This is a genomic window from uncultured Sphingorhabdus sp. (assembly GCF_937872355.1).
Taxonomy (GTDB): Bacteria; Pseudomonadota; Alphaproteobacteria; order Sphingomonadales; family Sphingomonadaceae; genus Sphingorhabdus_B.
This window is the reverse complement of record NZ_CALMSV010000208.1, coordinates 1-3,956: the sequence shown is the minus strand read 5'-3', so window position 1 is coordinate 3,956 and position 3,956 is coordinate 1. Positions and strand designations below refer to the sequence as shown.

Annotated in this window: 6 protein-coding genes; 4 read left to right on the top strand and 2 right to left on the bottom strand. The window is 63.1% G+C overall.

Going from position 1 to position 3,956, the window contains the following annotated elements; translation table 11 throughout:
• Both Q0239_RS13770 and Q0239_RS13765 read right to left on the bottom strand, forming a co-directional pair.
• The coding region (locus tag Q0239_RS13770; RefSeq protein ID WP_298603828.1) for a cache domain-containing protein at positions 1–620 on the bottom strand (620 nt) is incomplete at its 3' end.
• An 8-nt stretch (positions 621–628) separates the two neighbouring features.
• Entirely contained in the window at positions 629–1,603 is a 975-nt protein-coding gene (locus Q0239_RS13765; protein ID WP_298603826.1) for an ABC transporter substrate-binding protein, read from the bottom strand.
• 248 nt (positions 1,604–1,851) lie between these two features.
• Between Q0239_RS13765 and Q0239_RS13760 the strand changes: the two genes are divergently transcribed.
• The 4 genes from Q0239_RS13760 to Q0239_RS13745 all read left to right on the top strand — a co-directional run.
• Entirely contained in the window at positions 1,852–2,610 is a 759-nt protein-coding gene (locus Q0239_RS13760; RefSeq protein ID WP_298603824.1) for an ABC transporter substrate-binding protein, read from the top strand.
• A 48-nt stretch (positions 2,611–2,658) separates the two neighbouring features.
• Complete coding sequence (locus Q0239_RS13755; protein WP_298603822.1) at positions 2,659–3,144, top strand: heme-binding protein; 486 nt, start codon at positions 2,659–2,661, stop codon at positions 3,142–3,144.
• 76 nt (positions 3,145–3,220) lie between these two features.
• Positions 3,221–3,673: a hypothetical protein gene (locus Q0239_RS13750; RefSeq protein ID WP_298603820.1), complete on the top strand. Its 453-nt coding sequence runs from the start codon at positions 3,221–3,223 to the stop codon at positions 3,671–3,673.
• The coding region (locus tag Q0239_RS13745; RefSeq protein ID WP_298603818.1) for a DDE-type integrase/transposase/recombinase at positions 3,670–3,956 on the top strand (287 nt) is incomplete at its 3' end. The genes Q0239_RS13750 and Q0239_RS13745, both read left to right, overlap by 4 nt.

The following is a 3,956-nucleotide window of genomic DNA, read 5'->3' as shown; positions in this document are numbered from 1 at the left end:
TCCACGAGAAAGGCACGGCCGGCCTCGCCGATGCGCAGGGCCGTGACAATGTCCCAGATCAACTTGAGATTGACATCCGCTACGACGCTACCCTGTCGAGGGGAGACGCCACCCACGTGGATAGTCACATACGGTTCGGATCCTTCCTGAAAATAAATCGGGCCGATGTGGCGCCCCTGTTGCCGCGCCGTGACATAGGCATCCGTGCGGCTGAGATCCGTGCCGGTGCCAGCGATGTCCGGCCCCAGCCGGGACACCCGCAGTTGCTCCCGGCCTTGCGGGTCCAGCAATCGCAGGGTGCTGACGGGTGGCAGTGCGCGCAGGGTGCGCAATGCGTCGACCCGCCGATCTTCTTCGGTGGTGCTCGCCCACGACGGTGCGATCAGCCAGCGCAAATGCGATTCGAGGTCGTCGACAAAGTGCTGAATCTTTAGCGCCGCCGTTTCCGCCTGCAACTGGTGCAGGGCGGCGATTGTCGCCATCTGCGCGCTGACGAGCAGCCAGAGGCTCAAGCATCCAGCGACGATGAGTACCGCGGCGGCGACGCCGATGATCGCGACCGCGACCTTGGCCGAAAGACGATGCTTGAGCTGGCGAAAGCCTTCAAGGAGCCGCGCCACGGACAGTCTCACTCGATTACCTCGTCCGCGCGGGCGAGGATCGCGCGCGGGAACGTGAGGTTGAAGGCGCGGGCCGTTCTCTGGTTCAGGATCAGCTCGAACTGCGATGGCCGTTCTATGGGCAGGTCGGCCGGCTTCGCCCCATTGAGGATGCGTGCGACGTAATAGGCGACGCGGCGGTAGACCTGGGGTAGCCGCGGCCCATAGGTACACAGCGCGCCGGCATGGGCGAACACCGGCCAACCCGACATGACCGGGATCTTCAAGTCGGCCGCGATCGCCATGATCGCCTGGTGGTGGGCGATTGCAAATCCATCGGGCAGCAGCGAAATGGCGTCCGGGCGGATTCGGGCAAGCGCGGGGCGGGCGGCTTCCAGCGTATCGCTGGTAAGCGTAGCGATGAAGTCAACGGAAATGCCAAGGCGGCGACCGGCGGCTTCGGATGATGCACGCTCGATATCGGAGCCCGGATGCATCGGATTGCCGAGCACCGTCACGTGACGGGCGCGCGGCAGGATTTCCCTTAGAAGTTCGAGGCGCTTGCCGAGAAACTCGAAGCCCATGAAGGTCACGCCGGTGCAGTTGCCTATGGGTTCAGTCAGGCTCTTCGCAAAACCCGCGGCGATGGGATCGGCACTCGTCACGAACCCGATAGGTCCGGGCAGGTCGAGCTTGAGGACTGCCGGGATCGCCGCCCCCGGGACGATCAAGAGCTCACCCTCCTTGGCCACCAGATCGCGTGCCATTTCCGGCACCCGCCCCAATTCATCGTCACCATAGCGATAGAGAATCTCGACGCTCTGTCCCTCGGCGATCTTTTGTTCCGCCAGACCCTGCCGGAGCGCTTCAAGATAGGTGGTCAGGCTGCCAGCCCGCTGAGCGGTCAGCCAGCCGATGCGCCGCATGCGCACCATTGTTGCTGCAAAACCTTGCGAAGCAGCGGCGCCAACGGCGACGGCCAGAAATTCTCGACGACTGCGCATTGCACCCTCCCGGAAAACACCGCCAGCATGCAGCAACTACGCCCTGATGGCTAGCTGTACTTTGGTGCCGGCACCTGGGAGCTGCCTGCTTTTTTCTACTTTCATCAAGCAAAACAATAGCTTGGAACCCATCTCCCGGGTTGGCGCATGCACTGCACTGGCACTTCCGAATAGTGTTCAGCGCGGGCGTCCATGCCTATCGTTCTGTTCACCACCACAGACATCCGCCATGCCAGCGGCACCAGGTCATGAACAGACGAGAAATCAACCAGGCCATCGCGGGCCTTCTGATGGCAGGCGCCATGGCTGCTTCATCGCACGCCCAAGCCCAGGCCACCATGAAAGTCGGCATCACCCCGGCGGGCCAGCCGGCGTCCGGACTGAACCCGCAGACCAAGGCGCCAGAGGGGTTTGCCGTTGAGACCATGCAGGCGATCGCCGCCGATGCGGGGCTGACCGTCGAGTTCCAGCCGATGCCGTTCGGTGAACTGCAACGCTCGTTGCTCGACAAGAAAATCGACGCCATTGCAGGCTCGTTCGGCATCACGCCCGAGCGCCAGCAGGTTGTCGACTTCACCCGTCCCTACGGCCGCTACCAGGATCGGCTGCTGGTGAAGGCATCGGACACAGGGGCCTACAAGTCTGTCGCCGACCTCAAGCGATTGAAGATCGCGGCATCGCGCGGCAGCTCCTATGTCAAGCCGCTGGAGGATGCCGGCGCAGACCTTTCGCCCTCAGCGTCGATACCCGAATCCATTGCCAAGCTCGAAGCCGGCAGCGTTGACGGCGTTGTCGAGAACGAGCTGCAACTGAACTATTTCCTGCGCACCAGCGGCAAAACGGGCTTTCGGCTGGTCGAAGGCTACCAGCCCATTCTGATCGGCCATCTCGCCTTCGCAGTGCGCAAAGGCGATGCCGACCTGCTCATGAAGCTCGATGGCTCGCTGGCGAAGCTGCAAGCCGACGGCACGGTCGCCGCCATCAAGAAGAAATGGAACCTCGACTAAGACGAGGCTCGTTCGATTGATTCACTTTCCCAACCAGGAGTTCTCACCATGAAACTGAAATCGACACTTGCCATGGCCACCCTCTGCCTGTCTGGCGGCGTATTCGCCCAAGTGCCGCAGACCGAGCGGAATGTCTCCATGGCGATGGCGCAGGTCATCATCGCTGGCGCTGTCGAGGAATGCGCCAAGACCTCGTACCGCGTCAGCGTCGTCATCGTCGACAAGGCGGGGCAACTGGCGGCGGCGCTGCGCGGTGATGGCACGTCGCCCGCCACCGTCGAGTTCGCCCGAATGAAGGCCTATACGGCCCGTGTCCGCAACCAGACCTCACAGGAGTTCGCGGCCGCGACGGCGAGCGGTGACCGCATGGCGCTACGCCAGATCCCGGGCGTCGTCGCGATCGGCGGCGGGGTGCCGATCCGGGCCGGTTCGGAAACGATTGGTGCGATTGGTGTGTCCGGTGCGCCAGGTGGCGATAAGGACGAAATCTGCGCCCAGGCCGGCATTGCTACGGTGGCGGCAGGGCTCAACTAATCCGCGCGTTTCGGCATTGCCTTGCCGGAGCAAGCAATGGCGACAGTGATTACTTCTATCCATCCGAGGAGCCACCATGAACCACTTCATCATCGCCGCCACGCTTGGCCTGGCCATCAGTTTGGGGGCCCATGCCCAGCCATCAGCCGACGTTCCGCGCCAGACCCTCCATCCGAGCGTAGTTACGCCCTTGCTCGACAACGACGGCGTGCCGTTCTTGCCCGCTCCTTGGGCAATACCGGTCAATCCTGCGCATCGAACCCGTGGCGCTTTGTATGCGACCGAAGCTCAAGCACTTTCGCATGAGCGCACCCTGCCTGGCAAGGTAATCAGTGTGCGTGCAGGCTGTTGTGGCGACCAGGGGATTGAAGACGCCATGCTGGATGCTTGGTACCAGTACGTCGCTTATGACGCGCCGCGCGACATGCCGGTGCTCGTGCGAGGCCAGGATCTGGGGCTGGCCGCACGTCTGGCTGACCGGCTGGCCAATGCCGGCTTCGACCCCGTGTTTCTCGTGACCGTGCCATGAGGGGAGAAGAGTCCGCTGAACGCGAGTTCACGGTGAGCGAGCCCGACAAGGTCTGGGCGGATAACATCACCAACATCGCCACCGATGAAGGCTGGCTGTTCCTGGCCGTGGTGATCGATCTGTTCAGCCACCAGGCGGTGGGCCGGTCGCTGCGGGGCGACATGAGCCGCGACATCGTCATCGATGCGCTGCGCATGGCGTGGTTCAAGCGCCATCCGAGCAAGCAAGCGGGGGTGATCCTCGACAGCGACCGGGGCATCCAATATGCCAGCAACGACTTTCG